Genomic DNA, 17,869 nt, shown 5'->3' with positions numbered 1-17,869 from the left:
CGCAGACTAACGGAGCGGACCGCGGTCCGGATGACGTACGGGTGGGCGATCCTGCATCGTCGCGTGTGAGCGGAACGGGCGGGTGGGTGGCTCGGCCGCCGGCGGTGCCGACAGCGCACGCATCCTGGTGGTCTGCAGATCGGACACCGGCGGCCGCGGCGGTGAGCCCAACTTCATCGGACGCGTCTCCGCCCGCGGGGATTGACGTTCCAGCAGCACGCTGCGGGCCAGGCGGTCCAGCGCCCCCTGCACCTGCAGGCGATCGGGACGGCCCTCGAACTCCGGAGACTGGGCCAGCATGTCGGTGATCCACGACGCGATGACGTCGCGGGCGCTGTTCACCTCGGCCGCACCCGCGGCGGTCAGCGAGTACGCGCCGCCGACCCGGGTGGCGAAGCCGTCGGCGACGAGACGGTTGAACGTGGGTTCGAGAATCTGGGGCGGCACGCGCCGCTCCTCGGCGATGTCGTCCAGATGGGCCGCGCCCGTCGCGGCGGCGTACCGGTAGACCTGCATCGTGGCCCACAGCCGGGGCACATCGAGGCGGCTGTGTGCGGCCCGGGCCACCGCGTCGAGATCCACGCCGTGGCTGCGCTGCAGCAACCGGCCGACCGCCACTTCGAGCAGCTTCTCCGGGGTCGCGGTCGTCGGCATGCCGAACCCCTCGCCCAGGTCGGTGCTGCCGGCCGCGGCGGCGTCGCGCAGCGGCACCTGCTTGAGGAACAACGCCAGCACCAGTCCCACCACAGCGAACGGCGCCGCGAACAAGAACACGCGGCTCAGCGAATCCGCGTAGGCGTCGATGATCGGGCCCGCCACCTCCTGGGGCAACCGGTGCAACGCCTGCGGGGAGGTCGCGGCCTCCGCAGGCGCCCCGCTGCGCGCCATCGCCGCGGGCAGACGGTCGTCGAGGAAGTTCGCGAACAGCGATCCGAAGATCGCGGCGCCGAACGAGCTGCCGATGGTGCGGAAGAACGTGACGCCCGAGGTCGCGACCCCCAGATCGGTGAAGTCGACGGTGTTCTGCACGACCAGCACCAGCACCTGCATGCTCATGCCGATGCCCGCACCCAGCACGAGCAGGTACAGCGACTCCACGAGCGTCGACGTGTCGGCCTCCATGCGCGAGAGCAGCACGAAACCCAGCGCCATGGTGGCGGTGCCCGCGATCGGGAAGATCTTGTAGCGCCCGGTCCGGCCGACGATCACACCGCTGCTCAGCGAGGTGACCAGCAGGCCGAGCACCATCGGCAACGTTCGCAAGCCGGACTCGGTCGCGGAGACGCCGTCGACGAACTGCATGAACGTCGGCAGGAACGTCAACGCGCCCAGCATCGCGAAGCCGACCACGAACGACAGCACGCAACTGACCGTGAACACCGGGTTGCCGAACAGCCGGATCGGCAGTATCGGTTCGGCCGCGCGGCGTTCGACGAACACGAACGCGACCAGCGCCGCCACCGACACCACGAACAAGCCGATGATCGTCACCGACCCCCAGGCGTAGGTGGTGCCGCCCCAGCTGGTCGCCAGCGTCAATCCGGCCGCGCCGAGACCGACCAGCACGATGCCGGCGTAGTCGAGCACGGGCCGCGCGGTGCGGGCGAGCTCAGGGATGGCCACCGCCGCGATACCGAGGACCACGACCGCCACCGGCACGTTGATCCAGAAGGCCCAGCGCCAGGTGAGGTGGTCGGTGAACAGCCCGCCCAGCAGCGGGCCGATGACCGTCGTGACGCCGAACACCGCGCCCAGAGCGCCCTGATAGCGACCGCGTTCGCGTAGCGGGATGACCTCACCGATGACGGCGACCGCGGTCACCGTGATCGCGCCGCCACCCATACCCTGCAGCGCGCGCGAGGCGACGAGCATGCCCATCGACTGGGCCAGTCCGCACAGCACCGAACCGACCAGGAACAGCAGCACGGCAACCTGGAAGATCCGCTTGCGGCCGAAGATGTCGCCGAGCTTGCCGACCACCGCGGTGACGATCGTCGACGCGAGCAAATAGCTGGTGACCACCCAGGCCTGATGGCCGGCGCCGCCGAGATCGGCGACGACGGTCGGCAGAGCGGTGGCGACGATCGTCTGGTCGAGCGCAGCCAGCAACATCCCGAGGACGACCGCGGTGAACACCAGGTTGCGGGAGCGGACGTCCATCTGCTCGGGCGGACTCACCTTCTCGGCTACATCTGTCACCGCTCGGTTCTACCCGAAGCGGCTTTGATCGACACCAGATCGAGCTGTGAGGATGTTCAGCGCAGCGCGCTGGCAAGGGCTGCGAGCGTCTCCGCCGAGGTGTAGCGAGGGTGCCATCCCAGCTCCGACTTCGCCTTCTCGGTGTCCATCACCACTGAGGTGCGTCCGGCGTGCAGCCACTCCAGCGCCGAGGGCACGAAGGGCAGGGCCGAGAGGACCTCGGACGTGACGACCGCCGCGGCCCGGGGGACCTTGATCGGCAACGCGCCGAATGCCTCACCGACCTGCGACATCGACACCACACCGTCGCCGGCGATGTTGTAGGCCCCGGGCGGCGCCGTCCGCGTCGTCACCGCCAGTGCGATGGCCGCGGCGACATCGTCGTGGTGCACGAGCTGCAGCGGGGTGCCCGGATCGGGGAACGGCCGCAATACCGGCAGGGCCTGCGAGATGCGCCGGACCGGCCCGGGCAGCTTGTTCCACGGCATCGCATCAGCCAGGGCCGGCGCGTGCGGACCGGCGACGATGCACGGCCGCAGCACGAAGACCTCGAGATCGGAACCGGACGTGATCTCGGTCAGCGCCGCTTCGCACGCAGCCTTCTGCTCGGAGTAGTAGTGCTCGGCCGACCCGCGGGGCGCCACGTCCTCGGTGATCGGCACGGGGTTGTCGGCGTGGTAGCCGTAGGTGGCCACCGACGAGGTGTAGACGAGCCTGCGGGGCCGGGCGGCGGCCACGGTGGCCTCGAACACGTTGCGGGTGCCGGCCAGGTTGACCCGCGCGCTCTCGGCGCGGCTGCCCATGATGATGAAGGCCAGGTGGACGACCACGTCGACGTCGGCGACGAGCGCGTCGACGGCGTCGCGGTCGAGGATGTCGCCCTGCCGGTAGGTGGTCTTCGTCCACTGATGTGCGGCCGGATCGAAGGGACGGCGGGCCATGCCGACGATGGCCTCGACGCCCGCGTGCTCCTCCAAGGCCGCGATGGCCGCCTTGCCGATCTCACCGGTGGGTCCCGTCACGCCGACGCGCAGAGCCATGCCGGGCAGATTGCCGCTTCGTCGGGGTTCGAAACCGCATCTGAGTCACGACCACAATGGATGCCATGTCACGAGAACTGTCCCTGGCCCTCGTCCAGCACGACGCCGCAACGACCGCTGCCGACTTCGGTCGCGATCTGCGGCTGCTGACCCGCCAGTACCCGGCGACGTCGCTGTTCGTGTTCCCCGAGCAGCATCTGCTCGGAGACTGGGACCCGTGGGACCCGGCCAGCACGGAGAGCCACGCGCAACCGCTCGACGGGCCGCTGTGCCGCGCCGTCGGCGAACTGGCCGGGGAACTCGGTGTGTGGGTGGCCCCCGGCAGCATCCTGGAACGCTCCGACGACGGCCGGATCCACAACACGATGGCGGTGTTCGCGCCGACCGGTGAGCTGGCGGCCGTCTATCGCAAGGCCTTCCCATGGCGCCCTGTCGAGACCACCGAGCCGGGTCGGGAATTCGTCACCCTGCCGATCGAGCAGGGCACCGTCGGGCTGACGGTCTGCTACGACGCATGGTTTCCCGAGGTGTCGCGCCAACTGTCCTGGATGGGTGCCGAACTCCTGCTCAACGTCGTGCTCACGCCGACCGCGGACCGCGCGCAGGAAGTGGTGCTGGTCCAGGCCAACGCGATCGTGAACCAGGTGTTCGTCGCGAGCGTGAACGCGGCGACGCCACGCGGGCAGGGTCGCAGCCTGCTCGTCGACCCGCAGGGGCGCATACTCGCGGCCGCGGTGGGCGCCGAGCCGACCGTGCTCGCCGCGACCATCGACCTCGACGAGGTGGACCGCACCCGACGCCACGGCACGGCCGGGGTGACGCGACCGTGGTCACCCTTCACCGAGACAGACGTGCCGATCGAGCTGCCGGTCTACGGCGGCAGGATCGACCCGGCGACGTGGACGCCGCAATGAGAAACGCCCGCCCGGTCGGTGACCGGGCGGGCGAATCGTATTGCCTTACAACGATTTACACGTCGTAGTAGAGCGAGAACTCGTACGGGTGAGGACGGATCTGGACCGGCAGGATCTCGTTCTCGCGCTTGTACGAGATCCAGGTCTCGATCAGATCCTCGGTGAACACGCCGCCCTCGGTGAGGTACTCGTGGTCCTCTTCGAGCTTGTCGATCACCGCCGCCAGCGACGTCGGCGCCTGCGGGATGTTGGCGGCCTCCTCCGGGGGAAGCTCGTAGAGGTCCTTGTCGACCGGCGACAGCGGCTCGATCTTCTTCTTGATGCCGTCGATGCCGGCCATCAGCATCGCCGCGAACGCCAGGTACGGGTTGCCCGAGCTGTCCGGGCAACGGAACTCGAGGCGCTTGGCCTTCGGGTTGTTGCCGGTGATCGGGATACGCACGCACGCGGAGCGGTTGCGCTGGCTGTACACCAGGTTGATCGGCGCCTCGTAGCCCGGCACCAGACGCTTGTAGGAGTTCACCGTCGGGTTGGTGAACGCCAGCAGCGACGGCGCGTGGTGCAGGATGCCGCCGATGTAGTGGCGCGCCATGTCCGACAGGCCGGCGTATCCGGACTCGTCGTGGAACAGCGGCTTGCCGTCCTTCCACAGCGACTGGTGGGCGTGCATACCTGAACCGTTGTCGCCGAACAGCGGCTTCGGCATGAACGTGACGGTCTTGCCGTTCTTCCACGCCGTGTTCTTGATGATGTACTTGAACAGCAGCACATCGTCGGCCGCGTGCAGCAGCGTGTTGAACTTGTAGTTGATCTCGGCTTGACCGGCGGTGCCCACCTCGTGGTGACCACGCTCGAGCACGAACCCGGCGTTCTGCAGGTTGGTGGCCATCTCGTCGCGCAGGTCGACGTAGTGGTCATACGGGGCGACGGGGAAGTAGCCACCCTTGGGACGCACCTTGTAGCCCAGGTTCGGGCTGCCGTCGGACTCGAACGGCTCCCCGGTGTTCCACCAGCCCGACTCCGAGTCGATCTCGTAGAACGTGCCGTTGATCTTCGAGTCGAAGGTCACCGAATCGAAGATGTAGAACTCGGCCTCGGCGCCGAAGAAGCAGGTGTCGGCGATCCCGGTGCTGGCGAGGTAGTTCTCTGCCTTGCGGGCGACGTTGCGCGGATCGCGCGAGTACGCCTCACGGGTGAACGGATCGTGGACGAAGAAGTTGAGGTTCAGCGTCTTGGCGGCGCGGAACGGGTCGATCTGCGCGGTCGCGGGGTCGGGCAGCAGCATCATGTCCGACTCGTGGATGGACTGGAAGCCGCGCACCGACGAGCCGTCGAACGCGAGACCGTCCTCGAACACGCTCTCGTCGAACGCCGAGGCCGGGATCGAGAAGTGCTGGACGACGCCGGGCAGATCGCAGAACCGAATGTCGACGTACTCGACCTTCTCGTCCTTGATCAGCTTGAAGATGTCGTCTGAGGTCGTTTCTGCCACTGAGTGCTCTCCTTCACTTGGTAACCCGCTGGTGACGCTATGGACGCGATGTTGCACGGCCGTCAAGCACATGTTGCGTGGACGTTACGCGTGCCGTCTCGGCCGCCGGGGCGGTGCCTGCCGCCGCGACACTATCCTGGCGATATGGCACGCACGTCCGGTTCCGGTCTCGGCTCGTGGCTGTCCGGAGCGGGAACACCCGAGCCCGGCAGCTATCCCGGCGAGCGGTTGGGCCTGCCCAAGGACGGCCCGGGCTCGATCGCCCGCTTCGGCCGCCGCATCGCAGCGCTGATCGTCGACTGGGTGATAGCCCTCGGTCTCGCCGCTCTGGTGGTGGCAGTCGGTTCGCTCACCGTGCCGGTGCAAACGGTCCAGCTCGTTGTCTGGTTCGTGCTGGGCGTGGCCTCGGTGCGTCTCTTCGGGTTCTCACCCGGCCAGCTGGCGCTCGGCCTGAAAGTGGTTCCGGTCGACGGCCGGATGCACGTGGGCGCCGGCCGTGCGCTGGGGCGCGGTCTGCTGATCAGCCTGGTGATCCCGGCGCTGTTCACCGATTCCGATCTGCGGGGCCTGCATGATCTGGCGACCAAGACCGCGGTGGTGAAGCGCTAACCCTGGTGGACGACCTTGCCGTTCATCATCGTCATCGCGACGGTGGCGGTGTGGATGTCGTGGGGGTCGACCTCGAGGATGTTCTTGTCGAGGACGATCAGATCGGCGCGCTTGCCCACTTCCAGTGAGCCGACTCTGTCGTCGAGCCGCAGCTGGTAGGCCGCGCCGAGCGTGTTGGCGTGCACCGCCTCGGCGACCGTGAGTTTCTGGTCGACCGGGACGAGGACCGGGGCGTCCGGCTCGCCGATCAGCTGGCGCGTCACCCCGATCTGGATCGAGTCGAGTGGCTTGTAGGTGGAAAAATAGCCCGCAGCCGGCCAATCGGTGCCCAGCGAGATGCGGCCGCCAGAGCGCAGCACCTCCTGTGCGCGATACATCAGGTCAGCGCGGGGCTTGCCGTACCGGACGGCCATGTTCTGCAGAGTGTCGGGATCCCCTGACATCCAGTTCGCCGAGAACTGCGCGACGACACCGAGCGGACCGAACCGCTGATTGTCGGGATCTTGGACGTACACCAGGTGCGCGATCGTGTGCCTGCGGTCGCGCGGTGGATTGGCCGCGATCGCCGCCTCGACCGCGTCGAGCGCCGTGCGCACGGTGCGTTCACCGCAGGCGTGGACGTGCACGTCGAAGCCGGCGGCGTCGACCTCGCCCACCAGTTGACGCCACTGCGCCTCGGTGAACGGCGACGCGCCGATGGAGTCCGGTTTGTCGGCGTACGGCTCGATCAGCCAGGCCGTGTACCCGCCCTGGGTGCCGTCGCCGATCACCTTCACGACCCCGACGCTGACCAGATCGGTGGAGATGCGGTCCCGGATGCCGGTCAGCTCGGCGACCGCATTGTCGACCGGTGGTCCCTTGACGCTGTAGGAGGCCACCACCCGGAACGGCAGGTTGCCCTGCTTCTCCACGTCGGTGTAGAGCGCGATCAACGCACCCTGATCGTCGCCGATCGGCGGCACCCCGGCGTCGAACACCGTGGTGATGCCGGCGGCCGACGCCTTCGGCAGCCAGTCGATGAGCAGCGTCTTCATGGTGTCCGGCGAGATCGGTTCGATCGCGTTGACGATGCCGAGCACCGCCGTCACCTCCAGCACGTAGCCGGTCGGTTCGCCGTTCTCGTCGCGCGCGTAGTAGCTGAACCCGGGGATGGGGTCCTGCGTGTCGCGGGTCACCCCGGCGATCTCCAGCGCCTTGCTGTTCGCCCACAGGCTGTGCCCGTCGATGGCGAAGAAGAATCCCGGCCGGTCGGGCAGCACCCGGTCCAGATCGGCGCGCGTCGGCCCCTCGGGGCCGAACATGTCCACCCGCCAACCGAATCCGCGTATCGGCCCGTTGGGATGAGTCTTCGCGTAGGCGGCGATCGCGTCCAGCGCGTCCTGCCCGGTGGGCACCTGCAGGTCGACGCCGGTGGTCAGGAACGCGCCCAGGAACGGGTGGATGTGGCCCTCCACGAAGCCCGGCATGACGAACCCGCCCGCCAGGTCGACGACCGTGGTGTCCGGTCCGGCCATCGCCTTGGCCCCGGCGCTGTCGCCGACGTAGCTGATCACCTCACCGGTGACCGCGACCGCTTCGGCCCACGGCTGCGCTGTCGCGACGGTATAGATGCGGCCGTTGTGGAACACCGTGTCGGCCTTGCGCTCGGCACTGGCGGTGGTGGTGGCCGGTGCCTGGGACCCGGTCCCGCACGCGCTCGCGGTCACGGCCGCGGCCGTCGTCACCGCGGCAACGCGAAGGACCGACCGGCGCGTCAGGGACGGCGAGCTCGTCCTGCCGTACGCAGCAAAATGCGGCGCCCACTCACACGCAGTGCACATGGCCCGTCCCCCCTTGGGCGCGACGGCCCGCAGCGAATTGTCGCCGCCGTCGACGGGCGTGGCAAGTGTGGCGCGCGGGGCGTCAGCGTCGGCGCACGGTGCGCTGCACTCCGCGCATCTTCGCCTGTGCGGGCAGCGGACCCTTCGGCATCGCCGCCGGGCCGATCTTGGAGCCCAGCGCAGCCAGCCTCGACTCCAGCGAATCCATCTGCTTGACCGTGATGTTGGCCGGCAACTTGCGCATGTGGCGCTCGAGCTTCGACAGCGGCACCTCGCCGTCGCCGTTGCCGATGATCACGTCGTAGATCGGGACATCGCCGACCAGGCGGGCCGTGCGCTTCTTCTCCTGTGCCAGCAGCGGCTTGAGCCGGTTCGGTGCACCCTCGGCCACGAAGATCACCCCGGGCCGGCCGATCACCCGGTGCACGGCATCGAAGTGTCCGGTCGCGGCGACTCCGGGCGTCACCCGCCACTGGCCGCGCAGGTTGTCCAGTGCCCACGCCGCCGCCCCGGTCTGCCCCTCGGCCTTCGTGTACACCGATTTCTGCGCGCGCCGGCCGAAGATGATGAACGCCACCAGCGCGCCCAGCACGATGCCCAGCGGGATCAGCATGAACATCGTGAAGCCACCCGCATAGACACCGGCCGCCACAGACGCCGCCACGATCAGCACGAACGCGCCGATCATGTACGGCAGTAGCCGCTTGTCCTCTTTGCGCTGGATCTGGAACGCCTGCCACAGCTGGCTGCGCCGCTGCTTCGATGCGGCCTTGCGGGCGGCCTTCGCCTCCGCCTTCGCGGCCTTGACCTCAGCGGGGTTACGCGATTTCGCCATACGTTGAGGATATCTATGGCGTGGGCGTCGGTTGCGCGGACCGCGACGCAATTGTCTGCGCGTACAACTTGCCCGCCCGGTACGACGAGCGGACCAGCGGTCCGGCCAGCACACCGGCGAAGCCGAGTTCGGTGGCGAACTGCTGATGCTCGACGAACTCGTCGGGATGCACCCAACGCTCGACGGGGTGGTGCCGCGCCGACGGCCGCAGGTACTGGGTGATCGTGACGATGTCGCAGCCCGCGTCGTGCAGATCGCGCAGCGCGGTGCGCACCTCCTCCGGTGTCTCACCCATGCCGAGGATCAGGTTGCTCTTGGTCACCAGATCGTCTGCGCGCGCCATCGTCAGCACCGACAGGCTGCGCTCGTAGCGGAACGCCGGCCGGATTCGCTTGAAGATGCGGGGCACCGTTTCGACGTTGTGCGCCAACACTTCCGGCCGCGTCTCGAACACCTGCGCCAGCTGCTCGGGGTCGGCGTTGAAGTCGGGGATGAGAAGTTCCACGCCGGTGTTCGGGTTGAGCAACTTGATCTGGCGGACCGTCTCGGCGTAGAGCCACGCGCCGCCGTCGGGCAGATCGTCGCGCGCCACACCCGTCACCGTCGAATAGCGCAGCCCCATCGCCTGCACGCTCTCGGCGACGCGGCGCGGCTCGTCGCGGTCCAGATCGGCGGGCTTACCGGTGTCGATCTGGCAGAAGTCGCAGCGACGGGTGCACTGTTCGCCGCCGATCAGGAAGGTGGCTTCGCGGTCTTCCCAGCACTCGTAGATGTTGGGGCAGCCTGCCTCTTCGCACACCGTGTGCAGGCCTTCGCGGCGGACCAGAGACTTCAGCTCGGTGTACTCGGGGCCCATCTTGGCGCGGGTCTTGATCCACGGTGGTTTGCGCTCGATCGGCGTCTGCGCGTTGCGCACCTCGAGCCGGAGCAGTTTGCGGTTACCGGGATCGACACTCACTGCATCGATGCTACTGCGTGAGCCGCCACGGCGAGCCGGCCGTCGAGCACGTCACAGACCGCGTCGGCCACCGGGCTGAGGACGTCGTCGACGGCGACGCGGCGGCCGAGCTCGGCGGTCAGCGACGTGACACCCGCGTCGGCGATGCCGCACGGCACGATCGAGCCGTAGGCGCCGAGATCGCAGTCGCAGTTCAGCGCGAACCCGTGCTGGGTGACCCCGCGCGCCACCCGGATGCCGATCGCGGCGATCTTGCGCTCCGGGCGCGGCCCGTCGGCGGCCAGCCACACGCCGGAGCGACCCTCGACGCGGCCCGTCTGCAGGCCGAAGCCGGCGCACACCGTGATCAACGCCTCTTCGAGACGGCGCACGAAGTTGACGACGTCCATCGGCTCCGCGAGCCCGACGATCGGGTAACCCACCAGCTGGCCGGGACCGTGCCAGGTGATCTTGCCGCCGCGGTCGGTGTCGACGACGGGCGTGCCGTCCGCAGGACGTTCCTCGGGAAGCGTGCGCCGACCCGCCGTGTACACCGACGGATGCTGCAGCAGCAGCAACTCGTCGGGGCCGCCGTCGACCCGGGCCGCGACGATCTCGCGCTGCAGATCCCACGCCGTCTGATAGTCGAGCGTGCCGAGCTTGCGCACCACGACTGCGTCGCTGCTCGAGCGGATCGACCCCATGGAATCGACGTTACTCACGGCTGCCGGCGGTGGCGAACCGCAGTGCCTCGCCGATCGTGTTGTGGTGGAAGCGGAAGCCGGCGTTCTCGAGTGCGGCCGGGATCGCGCGCTGACCGCCGAGTACCCCCTCGTCGGCGAACTCGCCCAGCACGGTGCGCAGCGCGAACCCGGGCACGACGAACGGTGTCGGCCGGTTCACCGTGCGCCCGAGCGCCGTGGTGAACTCCGCGTTGGTGACTGGCGCCGGGCCGGTGAAGTTCACCGGGCCTGCCAGCTCGTCGTGGGTGATCGAGAACAACAGTGCGCGGATCTGGTCCTCCAGGCTGATCCACGACATGTACTGACGTCCGTTGCCCAGCCGTGCGCCCAGCCCCAGCGAGAACAGCGGCCGAATCCGCCCGAGCATCCCGCCCGACGGCGACATCACCAGACCGGTGCGGGGGAGGACGACGCGCACCCCGGCCCGGGCGGCGACCGTCGTCGCGGCCTCCCAGTCCACGGTGAGCCGCGCCAGGAACGTGCTCCCCGGCGCGTCCGTCTCGTCCACCGGCCGGGAGCCGGTGTCGCCGTAGTAGCCGACGGCGCTGGCGTTTACCAGCACGGGGACCCCCGCGTCGACGACGGCGCGCGACAGCACCTCGGTCGGGCCGATCCTGCTGTCGCGCAGGCTCTGCTTGAACGCGCCAGACCACCGCTTCTCGCCGACGTTGACACCGCACATGTTGACCACGGCCGACACACCCTGAAGGGCGCTCGCGTCGAACTCACCGGTGTCGGGGTTCCAGTACACCTCGTCGGCGTTGGAGGGGGCGCGCCGCACGATGCGGATCACCCGGTGATCGGTGGAGCGCAGCGCGTAGACCAGCGCCGTCCCGATCACACCGGATGAACCCGCGATCGCGATGACCGAATCGGGTGGCATCGACACCGTCGTCTACAGCCCCAGGTCGGCCTCGAAGGCACCTTCTTCGAGGCGACGTTTGATCGTCGTGACGAATCGGCCGGCGTCGGCGCCGTCGATGAGGCGGTGGTCGTAGGTCAACGGCAGGTAGCTGACCGAGCGCACGCCGATCGACTCGTTTCCGAACTCGTCGACGATCACCCGCGGCCGCTTGACGATCGCGCCCGTGCCCAGCATCGCCGCCTGCGGCGGCACCAGGATCGGGGTGTCGAACAGCGCGCCCTGGCTGCCGATGTTGGTGATCGTGAACGTGCCGCCGGACAGCTCGTCGGGCTTGAGATCACCCGAGCGGGCGCGGGCGGCGATGTCGGCGATCGCCCGCGCCAACCCACCCAGCGACAGGTCCCCGGCGTTCTTGATCACCGGCGAGAGCAGACCCTGGTCGGTGTCCACCGCGAAGCCGAGGTGCTCGGCGTCGTAGTAGGTGATCTGCTTGGAGTCCTCGTCATAGCTGGCGTTGACGTTCGGGTGCAGCTTCAGCGCGTCGATCACCGCGCGGGCGATGAACGGCAGGTAGGTCAGGTTGACGCCCTCCCGCTCGCTGAAGCCTGCCTTGGCCTTGGCCCGCAGCGCCACGATCTTGGTCATGTCGACCTCGTGGACCTGGGTGAGCTGCGCCGTCGTCTGCAGCGACTCCCGGGTCTTCTTCGCGGTGATCTGCCGGATGCGGTTCGCCTTCTGCGTGGTGCCGCGCAGATGCGCCAGGGCACCCTCGGGCGCCGGAGCGGGTGTGCTCGTCTTGCCGGGCGCCTCGGCGGCGGGTGCCGGCGTCGACTCCGCGGCCGGCTTCTTGGCTGCCTCCGCGGCGGCCAGCACGTCCTGCTTGCGGATGCGGCCGCCGACGCCGGTGCCCTTCACCGAGGACAGGTCGACGTTGTGCTCGCCGGCGAGCTTGCGCACCAGCGGGGTGACGTAGGGACCCGAATCGCCGGACGACGAGCCGGCCGATGCCGGCTCCGGTTCCTTCTCGGGCTCGGGCTTGGATTCTTTCTTGGGCTCCGGCTTGGGCTCGGGCTTCGATTCCTGCTTCGGCTCTTCCTTGGCCTCGGGCTCGGGCTCGGGCTCGGGTTCCGGCTCCGGCTCCGGCTCGGGCTCTGGCTCGGGCTCCGGTTCCGGCTCGCTGTCGGCCTCACTGGCGTCGCCGATCTTGGCCAGCTCACCGCCGACCTCGACGGTGTCGTCCTCCTCGGCGGTGATGGACAGCAGCGTGCCGGCCACGGGCGAGGGGATCTCGGTGTCCACCTTGTCGGTGGAGACCTCGACGAGCGGCTCGTCGACCTCCACGCTGTCGCCGACCTCCTTGAGCCAGCGCGTCACGGTGCCCTCGGTGACGGACTCGCCGAGCTCGGGCATCAGCACCGGTGTGGACTTCCCGGAGCCGCCCGAGGACTTCTTGGGCTCGGGCTTGTCCTCCGGCTCGTCCGCGGACTCCTCCTCGTCGGCGCTGTCGTCGGACTCGGCCTCGGGCTCGGGTTCTTCGGCCGGCTCCTCGGCCGGTTCCTCGTCGTCGCTACCGCTGTCATCGGACTCGTCGGCGTCACCGATCACGGCGAGTTCGCCGCCGACCTCGACGGTGTCGTCCTCTTGAGCCACGATCTTCTTCAGCACCCCGGATGCGGGGGACGGAATCTCGGTGTCGACCTTGTCGGTCGACACCTCCAACAGCGGCTCGTCCTCCTCGACCGTGTCACCCTCCTGCTTCAGCCAGCGGGTGACAGTCCCTTCGGTCACGCTCTCTCCGAGGGCGGGCATCTGGACGGAGATGGCCATAGTGTCGTGGCTCCCTTGCACGGTCGTTCGTGGTCGATTTCACGGTCTCGAGGTGTCGGTTCCCCATCCTGTCACGTCCGATGCGACGTTTCGCCGCAGACGCGTGCACCGAGCGCTCTGGCACTATCGAAGCGAGGGGTTCGGCAGTCGGAAGGAGCGACCCCAGGTGGGACTGTTCGACGCGCTCAGAGGCCGGCGTCGTGGCGGGCGTGCCGGTGCCGATCCTGCGGCGGATCTGCGCTACCTGCAGCAATGGGTCGCCGAACACGTCGGTGTCGAGGCCTTCGTGGAACCGAAGACGACGGTCACCGACGTCACCGTGGTGCTCGTCGCCGCCGACGGTGAGTGGACCAGACGCCGCGCGGGCGGTTACGCCGGCGCACGCAAGTTGTCCGACCGCTTGAAGATCCCCGTCTACGACGTGCAGAAGGTCGGCTACCCGCAGCGCATGCGGGACTACGACGAGCGCCGTCGCATCGAGCGCAAGCGCGCCGCCCGCGAGGAGTTGGACCGCTAGTAGCGTGCGGCTCGTGAACACCGACGGGCCGACCATCGTGGCGGTGCATGCCCACCCTGACTCGCCGCAGATCTGGACGAACGTGGCGGCGTTGCTCGACGGCGCGCGCGTCGTCCACACCGACCCGGCCGGACTGTCCGCCGCGCTGACCGGGGACCGCCCCGTCCACGTGGTCGCGCACGGGCCCGCGGTCGCCGCGGTGTGGGACGCGCTGACGCGGCCCGGCGCCGCCGTCGCGTCGGTGACGCTGTCACCGCCGGTTCACCGGCGACGGCGTCGGCGGCGCCCGTTCGGGCCCGCGCAGCGTGTCGACGTGCCGGTGCAGCTGATCGTCTCGTCGGATCGCGCGGCCGGCCGTCGCGACGATCTCCCCGCGACACTGCCGCGCCTGTGGCGGCGCGAGGTCGCGACCGGGCAGCCCGCCCCCGACACCCACCCGGAGCTGTACGCCCGGGCGGTGCGCCAGTTCGTCGAGCACCTCGACGGTGCCCCCGCGGCCCGGGAGTTGCGACGCGCCGAGATGCGACGGGAGCGGCGACCGTTCGGCGACACGCTGGTGTCGGTCACCGGTGCCGGCAGTGGCATCGGACGCGAGACCGCGTTGGCGTTCGCGCGCGACGGGGCCGAGCTGGTGATCAGCGACGTCGACGGCGACGGGCTGGCTGAGACCGCTCGCCAGCTCGCTGACGTGGGCGCGACCGCGCACCGCTACGTCGTCGACGTGGCCGACGCCGCCGCCGTGGAGTCCTTCGCCGAGGAGGTCTGCGGCGAGCACGGGGTGCCCGACATCGTGATCAACAACGCCGGCGTCGGGCATGCCGGCTACTTCCTCGACACGCCCGCCGACGAGTTTGACCGCGTGCTCGACATCAACTTCGGCGGAGTGGTCAACGGCTGCCGGTCCTTCGGCCGGCGCCTGGTCGAGCGCGGCACCGGCGGACACATCGTCAACATCGCCTCGATGGCGTCCTACACGCCGGTCAACATGATGAACGCCTACTGCACGTCGAAGGCGGCCGTCTTCATGTTCTCCGATTGCCTTCGCGCAGAGCTGGATTCGGCCGGCGTCGGGGTGACCACCATCTGCCCCGGGGTGATCGGCACCAACATCGTCGACACCACCCGCTTCTCACTGCCCGAGTCCAGGAACGCCGACGCCGAGAAGCTGCGGGCGCGGGCCCGCCGCGGCTTCTCGCTGCGCCGCTACGGTCCCGACAAGGTGGCCCGCGCGATCGTCAGCGCGGTGTCCAAGAAGAAGGCGGTGCGTCCCGTCACACCGGAGGCACATGTCGTCTACGCGATCGCCCACGCCGCCCCGGCGGCGATGCGCAGCGGGGCGCGCGGCGGCAAGTTCGTCTGATCCTGCTCAGCCGTTGACCGCTCAGCCGTTGACTGCGATGTCCTCCAGGACCGCGAACATCGTGCGCGTCGGCACGCCTGTGCCGCCCTTGGGGGTGTAGCCCCACGGCCCGCCCGAGTTGTAGGCCGGCACCGCGATGTCGATGTGCGCCCAGGCCACCCCGTCGGCGACGAACTCACGCAGATACGTGCCCGCGACCAGCATGCCGGCGTTGCGCGAGGCGCTGACGTTCGCCAGGTCCGCCACCGTCGACTTGAGGTCGTCCTTGAGCTCCTCGGGAAGCGGCATGGCCCAGCCGTTCTCGCCGACGGACTGCGAGATCTCGGCGACGCGGTCGCGGAACTCGTCGCTGCCCATCACCCCGGGGGTGCGCGCACCGAGCGCGACCATCTGCGCACCGGTCAGGGTCGACGTCTCGATCAGGTAGTCGGGATCGTCCTCGCACGCCCGCACGATCGCGTCGGCCAGGATCAGCCGGCCCTCGGCGTCGGTGTTGAGCACCTCGACGGTGATGCCGCCGTACTGCGTCAGCACGTCGCCCGGCCGCTGCGCGGTGCCCGACGGCATGTTCTCGGCCATCGGCACCGTCGCGATCACGTCGATAGGCAGCTTGAGGCGGGCCGCCAGCACGACGGTCGCGATCACCGCGGCGGCGCCACCCATGTCGGAGGTCATGTGGTGCATGTTCGCCGCCGGCTTGATCGAGATGCCGCCGGTGTCGAACGTGATGCCCTTGCCGACGAGCGCCACGGTCTTGGCCTTGCGGCCCTTGCCGCCGCGGTGGGCCAGGCGCACCAGCCGGGGCAGGCGCGACGAGCCCTTGCCGACGCCGATGATGCCGCCGTACCCGCCCTTGGTCAGCGCCTTGTCGTCGAGCACCTCCACCTCGAGGCCCGCATCCTCGCCCAAAGCCTTTGCGCGCTTGGCGAATTCGTCTGGGAAGAGATGGCTCGGCGGGGTGTTGACGAAGTCGCGGGCCGTGGCGACTGCCGTCGCGATGGCCTCACCGCGGGCCGCAGCATCCTTGGTGGCGGCCTTCGTGTCCGCGGTGATCGCGGTGATCTTGCGCAGGCCGGCGTCCTTGGGCGCGGTCTTGCCGCTGCGGAACTCGGTGAAGCGGTAGGAGCCCAGGATGAGGCCTTCGACGGCGGCCTCGGTGTCCAGCACCGACAGTGTGGTCAGCACCGACTCCACCCCGTTGAGTGAGCGCGCGGCCGATCCTGCGGCGCGCCGGATCGTCTCGGCCGAATACTCGTCGCGGCTCTTGCCCAACCCGACCGCGAGCACGCTGCCCACCGGCAACGACGCCACCGGCACACGGGTGACCTGCTCCGCGCCGCCCTTGGCGCCGAGCGCGGCCAGCGCGGCTTCGATCTCGGCCACCGAACCCGCGTCGAGGTGGTCCGCGGCGACCACGCTGGCCCGTGGCTCGTCGCCGACACTCACGACCGGCACGATCAGCACCGACGACTCGACTTTGCGCTTGGGCAGCGCGCTGGCGACGGTGACGGCGGGGGACTGGTAACCGGCTGGGGTGCTCACGGGGATTCACCCTAGCCACTGCCTACTAGTGTGGGTCGGCGTGAGTGACACACCGTTGACCGGCCCGCTCGAAGACCGGCACCGCGAGCTCGGGGCCACCTTCGCCGAATTCGGGGGCTGGCTGATGCCGGTGTCGTACGCGGGCACCGTTGCCGAGCACACCGCCACCCGCACGACGGTCGGTCTGTTCGATGTCAGCCATCTGGGCAAGGCGCTGGTCACCGGTCCTGGTGCAGCCGACTACGTCAACGCCGCCTTCACCAACGACCTGGGCCGCATCGGTCCGGGCAAGGCGCAGTACACGCTGTGCTGCACCGACGACGGTGGGGTGATCGACGACCTCATCGCCTATTACGTCTCCGACGACGAGATCTTCCTGGTGCCCAACGCGGCCAACACCGCTGACGTCGTCGCCGCGCTGATCGAGCGCGCACCCGCCGGGGTGACGGTCACCGACGAACACCGCTCACGCGCGGTGCTCGCCGTGCAGGGACCTCGGGCGGCCGATGTGGTCGGCGGGCTCGGACTGCCCACCGACATGGACTACATGGGTTACGCCGACGCGGTGTTCGACGGTGTCGACGTCCGGGTCTGCCGCACCGGCTACACCGGCGAGCACGGCTACGAGCTGCTGCCGACCTGGGATCACGCCGCGGTGGTGTTCGACGCCCTGGTCGAGAAGGTGCGCGACGCGGGCGGTGAGCTCGCCGGCCTCGGCGCCCGCGACACGCTGCGCACCGAGATGGGTTATCCGCTGCACGGTCACGAACTCTCGCGCGACATCTCACCGCTGCAGGCGCGCTGCGGCTGGGCGGTCGGCTGGAAGAAAGACGCCTTCTGGGGGCGTGACGCGCTGCTCGCCGAGAAGGAGGCGGGACCGCGACGCACGCTGCGCGGGTTGCGCGCCGTCGGTCGCGGCGTGCTGCGCGGCGAGCTCACCGTGCTCGACGGCGACACCCCCGTCGGTGTCACCACCTCCGGAACGTTCTCTCCCACACTCAAAGTCGGTATCGCGCTGGCGCTCATCGACACCGCCGCCGGCGTCGCCGACGGAGCCCGCGTCACGGTCGACGTGCGGGGCCGCGCCGTCGAGTGTGAGGTGGTCAAACCGCCGTTCGTGGACACCCGCACGCGATAAATCCCTTCCCAGGCGGTTATACAATCGCCTG

Annotated in this window: 15 protein-coding genes; 5 read left to right on the top strand and 10 right to left on the bottom strand. The window is 69.3% G+C overall.

Translation table 11 applies throughout. The features are described from left to right. Nucleotides 1-6 precede the first annotated feature (6 nt). Both ACZ50N_RS15840 and ACZ50N_RS15835 read right to left on the bottom strand, forming a co-directional pair. The gene (locus tag ACZ50N_RS15840) at nt 7-2,160 is read right to left on the bottom strand and encodes an MDR family MFS transporter (RefSeq protein WP_464475657.1); all 2,154 of its coding nucleotides are present in this window, start codon (nt 2,158-2,160) and stop codon (nt 7-9) included. 95 nt (nt 2,161-2,255) lie between these two features. Then, nucleotides 2,256-3,239: an NAD-dependent epimerase/dehydratase family protein gene (locus tag ACZ50N_RS15835; RefSeq protein ID WP_464473255.1), complete on the bottom strand. Its 984-nt coding sequence runs from the start codon at nt 3,237-3,239 to the stop codon at nt 2,256-2,258. A 65-nt stretch (nt 3,240-3,304) separates the two neighbouring features. Here ACZ50N_RS15835 and ACZ50N_RS15830 point away from each other — a divergent pair, with 65 nt between their 5' ends. Beyond that, nucleotides 3,305-4,153 carry a carbon-nitrogen hydrolase family protein gene (locus ACZ50N_RS15830; protein WP_464473254.1) on the top strand — a complete coding sequence of 283 codons (849 nt, stop codon included), beginning with the start codon at nt 3,305-3,307 and terminating at the stop codon, nt 4,151-4,153. A gap of 55 nt (nt 4,154-4,208) precedes the next feature. Here the strand turns inward: ACZ50N_RS15830 and glnA are convergent, their stop codons facing one another. Then, nucleotides 4,209-5,645, bottom strand: coding sequence for a type I glutamate--ammonia ligase (gene glnA, locus ACZ50N_RS15825; RefSeq protein WP_464473253.1), 1,437 nt, complete (start codon nt 5,643-5,645; stop codon nt 4,209-4,211). A 144-nt stretch (nt 5,646-5,789) separates the two neighbouring features. Between glnA and ACZ50N_RS15820 the strand changes: the two genes are divergently transcribed. Then, nucleotides 5,790-6,254, top strand: coding sequence for an RDD family protein (locus ACZ50N_RS15820; RefSeq protein WP_464473252.1), 465 nt, complete (start codon nt 5,790-5,792; stop codon nt 6,252-6,254). On the opposite strand, the gene ACZ50N_RS15815 is transcribed toward ACZ50N_RS15820, so the two are convergent. From ACZ50N_RS15815 to sucB, 6 genes are all read right to left on the bottom strand, one after another. After that, nucleotides 6,251-8,074 (bottom strand): amidohydrolase, encoded by a 1,824-nt coding sequence (locus tag ACZ50N_RS15815; RefSeq protein WP_464473251.1) that lies wholly within the window; start codon nt 8,072-8,074, stop codon nt 6,251-6,253. The two genes, ACZ50N_RS15820 and ACZ50N_RS15815, sit on opposite strands and share 4 nt — an antisense overlap. A gap of 82 nt (nt 8,075-8,156) precedes the next feature. Then, nucleotides 8,157-8,909: a DUF4191 domain-containing protein gene (locus tag ACZ50N_RS15810; protein ID WP_046362832.1), complete on the bottom strand. Its 753-nt coding sequence runs from the start codon at nt 8,907-8,909 to the stop codon at nt 8,157-8,159. 13 nt (nt 8,910-8,922) lie between these two features. Further along, nucleotides 8,923-9,867: a lipoyl synthase gene (gene lipA, locus ACZ50N_RS15805; protein ID WP_046362833.1), complete on the bottom strand. Its 945-nt coding sequence runs from the start codon at nt 9,865-9,867 to the stop codon at nt 8,923-8,925. After that, a complete protein-coding gene (lipB, locus tag ACZ50N_RS15800) occupies nt 9,864-10,550 on the bottom strand; it encodes a lipoyl(octanoyl) transferase LipB (RefSeq protein WP_048424066.1) in 687 nt (228 codons plus the stop codon). Before lipB ends, lipA begins: the two co-directional genes overlap by 4 nt. Nucleotides 10,551-10,560: 10 nt before the next feature. Continuing rightward, nucleotides 10,561-11,472, bottom strand: coding sequence for a TIGR01777 family oxidoreductase (locus ACZ50N_RS15795; RefSeq protein WP_046362841.1), 912 nt, complete (start codon nt 11,470-11,472; stop codon nt 10,561-10,563). A 12-nt stretch (nt 11,473-11,484) separates the two neighbouring features. After that, nucleotides 11,485-13,281 carry a 2-oxoglutarate dehydrogenase, E2 component, dihydrolipoamide succinyltransferase gene (gene sucB / locus ACZ50N_RS15790; protein ID WP_464473250.1) on the bottom strand — a complete coding sequence of 599 codons (1,797 nt, stop codon included), beginning with the start codon at nt 13,279-13,281 and terminating at the stop codon, nt 11,485-11,487. 166 nt (nt 13,282-13,447) lie between these two features. Here sucB and ACZ50N_RS15785 point away from each other — a divergent pair, with 166 nt between their 5' ends. Continuing rightward, nucleotides 13,448-13,798: a hypothetical protein gene (locus ACZ50N_RS15785; protein WP_046362842.1), complete on the top strand. Its 351-nt coding sequence runs from the start codon at nt 13,448-13,450 to the stop codon at nt 13,796-13,798. 4 nt (nt 13,799-13,802) lie between these two features. Further along, nucleotides 13,803-15,158 (top strand): SDR family oxidoreductase, encoded by a 1,356-nt coding sequence (locus ACZ50N_RS15780; protein WP_133413865.1) that lies wholly within the window; start codon nt 13,803-13,805, stop codon nt 15,156-15,158. Between the two features lie 21 nt (nt 15,159-15,179). Here the strand turns inward: ACZ50N_RS15780 and ACZ50N_RS15775 are convergent, their stop codons facing one another. Continuing rightward, on the bottom strand, nt 15,180-16,700 hold the full coding sequence (locus tag ACZ50N_RS15775; protein ID WP_464473249.1) for a leucyl aminopeptidase: 1,521 nt from the start codon (nt 16,698-16,700) through the stop codon (nt 15,180-15,182). Nucleotides 16,701-16,740: 40 nt separating this feature from the next. Here ACZ50N_RS15775 and gcvT point away from each other — a divergent pair, with 40 nt between their 5' ends. Continuing rightward, nucleotides 16,741-17,838 carry a glycine cleavage system aminomethyltransferase GcvT gene (gene gcvT, locus ACZ50N_RS15770; protein WP_464473248.1) on the top strand — a complete coding sequence of 366 codons (1,098 nt, stop codon included), beginning with the start codon at nt 16,741-16,743 and terminating at the stop codon, nt 17,836-17,838. The last annotated feature ends 31 nt before the right edge of the window (nt 17,839-17,869 follow it).

Source organism: Mycolicibacterium obuense (assembly GCF_055397605.1).
The sequence above is the reverse complement of the archived record's forward strand: the minus strand, read 5'-3'. Positions and strand labels throughout refer to the sequence as shown.